The organism is Kitasatospora sp. MY 5-36 (genome assembly GCF_001182915.1).
In the GTDB taxonomy this organism is placed as follows: Bacteria; Actinomycetota; Actinomycetes; order Streptomycetales; family Streptomycetaceae; genus Kitasatospora.
The window spans coordinates 1-4,172 of record NZ_LFVW01000813.1; the positions used below are offsets into that span (position 1 = coordinate 1).

Below are 4,172 nucleotides of genomic sequence, written 5' to 3' on the forward strand. Positions count from 1 at the left end.
CCGCGGGCGGCCCGGCCGGCGCGCTGTGGGGCGCGCAGACCCTGCGGCAGCTGCTCGGGCCGGACGCCTACCGCCGCTCGCCGCTGCGCCACGAGGGCTGGGTGCTGCCCGGCGCCGACATCGAGGACGCCCCCCGGTTCGGCTGGCGCGGCGCGCTGCTCGACGTCGCCCGGCACTTCCTGCCCAAGGCGGACGTGCTGCGCTTCGTCGACCTGCTGGCCGCGCACAAGCTCAACGTGCTGCACCTGCACCTGACCGACGACCAGGGGTGGCGGGTCGAGATCAAGCGCTACCCGAGGCTGACCGCGCGCGGTTCCTGGCGGGACCGCTCGATGGTCGGGTACCGGGCCGGACAGCGCCGCGACGACCGCCCGCACGGCGGCTTCTACACCCAGGACGACCTGCGCGAGATCGTCGCCTACGCGGCCGCCCGCGGGATCACCGTCGTCCCGGAGATCGACCTGCCCGGCCACACCCAGGCCGCCGTCGCCGCCTACCCCGAGCTGGGCAACACCGACGTGGTGGACACCGCCGCGCTCGGGGTGTGGACCGACTGGGGGGTGAGCCACAACGTGCTCAACGCCTCCGAGGAGACCCTGCGCTTCTTCGAGGGCGTGCTGGAGGAGGTCCTGGAGCTCTTCCCGTCCGAGTTCGTCCACCTCGGCGGCGACGAGTGCCCCAAGGAGCAGTGGAAGGACAGCGCCGCCGCGCAGGCGCGGATCCGCGAGCTGGGCCTGGCCAACGAGGACGAACTGCAGAGCCACCTGATCCGGCACTTCGACCGCTGGCTCGCCGAGCGCGGCCGCCGGCTGATCGGCTGGGACGAGATCCTGGAGGGCGGGCTCGCGCCCGGCGCCGCGGTCTCCTCCTGGCGCGGCTTCGGCGGCGGGATCGCCGCCGCGAAGGCCGGGCACGACGTGGTGATGTGCCCCGAGCAGCACGTCTACTTCGACCACCGGCAGGCGGACGGGCCGGACGAGCCGATCCCGGTCGGCTTCGTGCGCACGCTGGAGGACGTCTACCGGTTCGAGCCCGTCCCGAAGCAGCTGGACGAGGCCGCCGCCCGGCACGTGATCGGCACCCAGGCCAACCTGTGGAGCGAGTTCATGGACAGCGCCCGGGACATCGACTACCGGGCCTTCCCCCGGCTGGTCGCCTTCGCCGAGGTCGCCTGGTCCGCGCTGCCCGCCGAGCCGGCCGAGCGGGACTTCGCCGGTTTCGAGCGGCGGCTGACGACCCACCTGAAGGCGCTGGACGCGCTCGGCGTCGAGTACCGCCCGGCCGACGGGCCGCACCCGTGGCAGCGCTGGCCCGCCCCGGCCGGCCGGCCGATCGAGGGCCCGCCGCCGGTCCGTTAGGGGGTGTCCCGGGGGCCCTTTCCGGGGCCGCCGGGACCCCCGTGACACGCCCCGGTCGTGCTGACCGGGAACTTCTGAGCGGTCATCGGACGTCAAGAACTGATGAACATCTGCCCTGGCCCGGAGCGGGTCGGGGCAGATACCGCCCGGTATCGGTCCCAATCGGGCAGCCCCGTTCACCGGCCCCGAAATGATCATCGAGCATTGTGTGCCAGAGTTGCCCAACCCGGCCCGATCGCCCGTACCCTACGGGCCAGGCCGGGCTGCTGACGCAGGACGGCACGGCCGCAGGCCGGCGGGCGGCAGGCGATCGATGAGCAAGTGGAGCACGGTGGGACCCAGGTGAACCGGACGATCATGCTGCCGGCCTCCCTCGACGAGGCCGTCGACGCGCTGGCCGCCGCTCCGGCCGCGGTACCGGTGGCCGGAGCCACCGACCTGATGGAGGCCGTCAACGCCGGCCGCTTGCGACCCGCCGCCCTGGTCGGCCTCGGCCGGATCACCGAACTGCGGGGCTGGCGCTACGAGGACGGCGGCACCGCCGTCCTCGGCGCCGGACTCACCCACGCCCGGATGGACCGCCCCGACTTCGCCGCGCTCATCCCCGCGCTCGCCGACGCCGCCCGCACCGCCGGCCCGCCGCAGGTCCGCAACGTCGGCACCCTCGGCGGGAACATCGTCACCGCCGCCCCGGCCGGCGACACCCTCCCGGTGCTCACCGCGCTGGAGGCCGGCGTCACCCTGACCCGGGCCGGGGGCACCCGCGAGGTGCCGGTCAGTCACCTGCTCACCGGACTCGACCCGGTGCGCCCCGGCGAACTGCTCACCTGGGTGCGCGTCCCGCTGCTGCACGCCCCGCAGGTCTTCCTCAAGGCCACCGGCCGCAGCGGCCCGGCCCGCGCCACCGCCTCCGTCGCCCTCGTCCTCGACCCGGCCAGGCGCTCGGTGCGCTGCGCCGTCGGGGCCGTCGCGCCGGTGCCGCTGCGCCCGCTGGAAGCCGAGGCCTGGGTGGCCGGCTGCATCGACTGGGACGGCAGCCGGGAGATCGACCCGGCCGCGACCGCCGCCTTCGGCGAGTACGTGGCCGCCGCCTGCGTCCCCGACGACTACGGCGCCGAGGGCGCCTGGGAGGCCGTGACCGAGGGGCCGACAGCGGCCGCCGTTCGGCTGCGGCGTACCGTATCGGTGCTGGCCCGACGGGCGCTGGGAAGGGTGCTGAAGTGACCACAGACCCCATCGAGACCCTCGACGCCGACCCGCTCGGCCTCTCCCCGCAGGTCAGCCGCGAGCTGCGCCCGTGCGCCTCGTACACGCTGCGGGTCAACGGTTTCGAACGGCCCGTCACCGACGCCTGGATCGGCGAGAGCCTGCTCTACGTGCTGCGCGAGCGGCTCGGCCTGGCCGGCGCCAAGGACGGCTGCGAGCAGGGCGAATGCGGGGCCTGCTCGGTGCAGGTGGACGGCCAGCTGGTGGCCGGCTGCCTGGTGCCCGCCGCGCTGGCCGCCGACAGCGAGATCAACACCGTCGAGGGCCTGTCGGCCGCCGGTGGTGCGAGCGCCGTCCAGCAGGCGCTGGCCGCCTCCGGCGCCGTCCAGTGCGGCTACTGCACCCCCGGCATGGCGATGGCGGTGCACGACCTGCTCCAACGCAACCACCGGCCCACCGAGGTGGAGGCCCGTCAGGCCCTGTGCGGCAACCTCTGCCGCTGCACCGGCTACCGGGGCGTGCTGGCCGCCGTCCAGACCGTCGCGGACGCCCGCGCGCTGGAGGCCGAGCAGGCGGAGGAGGCCGCCGCGCAGGCCGCCGAGGCCCCGGTCGAGCCGGTCGCCGAGCCCGTCGCGGAGCCGCCCGCCGCACGGCCGGCGGAGGCGCCGGTCGAGCCCGGGCAGGCCGTCGAGCCGCCGGTCTACGCCGACGCCGGGGACTGGATCGAGCACGTCCCGCAGCAGGCCGTCGAGCAGCAGCCCGTCCCGCAGCAGCCCGTCGAGCAGCACGCCGTCCCGCAGCACGCCGTCGGGCAGCCGGGCGTCGGGCCGGCCCCGGCCGGAGTGCCGTACGGCGACCCCCAGGGCGGCTACGACACCGGCGTGTACGACACCACCGTGCTGGCCCCGATCCGGGACGCCATCCCCGCCCAGGCCGCCGACGAGCAGGTGTACTACCCGCCGCAGGGCTACCCCGAGCAGCCCTACCAGGCCACCCCCGCGCACGGCACCTACCTGCCCTACCCGGACGGCCACCAGCAGCAGAACGGCTACGACGCCGGGTACGACGCCCCGGTCTACGAGCCCACCCCCGCGCACGGCACCCCGCTGCCCGGCGCCGGCTACGACGGCACGCCGCCGCACGGCACCCCCGCGCACGGCACCCCGCTGCCCGGCACCGTCTACGACGGCACGCCGCCGCACGGCACCCCGTACCCCGCTCCGCACCCGCACGGTGCCCCGGCCGAGGGCGGCGCCCCGGCCGGTGTCCCGTACGGGGCCACCCCCGCCCACGGCATCCGGCTCCCCGAGGACGACCACGCATCATGACGTCGCCTACCGACATCGGCGCAGCACTCCAGCAGGACGGCGGCGAGGGCGGCGCACCGGAGCCGATCGGCCTGGGCAGCTCCCCGCTGCGCGGCGACGCGCTGCCGAAGGCGCTCGGCATCTACCCGTACGCGGCCGACCTCTGGGCCGAGGGCCTGCTGTGGGGCGCCGTGCTGCGCTCGCCGCACCCGCACGCCCGGATCCGCGGCATCGACACCTCGGCCGCGCTGGCGCTGCCCGGGGTGCACGCCGTGGTCACCGCCGCCGACCTGCCGCCCGG

3 protein-coding genes and 1 pseudogene are annotated in these 4,172 nt (G+C 76.0%); all 4 read left to right on the plus strand.

The window, feature by feature from the left end; translation table 11 throughout:
- A partial coding sequence (locus tag AE652_RS36565) for a beta-N-acetylhexosaminidase (RefSeq protein ID WP_049659364.1) occupies positions 1-1,358 on the plus strand: 1,358 nt, incomplete at its 5' end.
- A gap of 357 nt (positions 1,359-1,715) precedes the next feature.
- Complete coding sequence (locus AE652_RS48715; RefSeq protein WP_049659370.1) at positions 1,716-2,582, plus strand: xanthine dehydrogenase family protein subunit M; 867 nt, start codon at positions 1,716-1,718, stop codon at positions 2,580-2,582.
- Positions 2,579-3,892, plus strand: coding sequence for a 2Fe-2S iron-sulfur cluster-binding protein (locus tag AE652_RS49590; RefSeq protein ID WP_369808364.1), 1,314 nt, complete (start codon positions 2,579-2,581; stop codon positions 3,890-3,892). The genes AE652_RS48715 and AE652_RS49590 overlap by 4 nt, the downstream gene beginning before the upstream one ends.
- Positions 3,889-4,172, plus strand: a pseudogene (locus tag AE652_RS36580) (oxidoreductase); the annotation flags it as partial. The gene AE652_RS49590 and the pseudogene AE652_RS36580, both read left to right, overlap by 4 nt.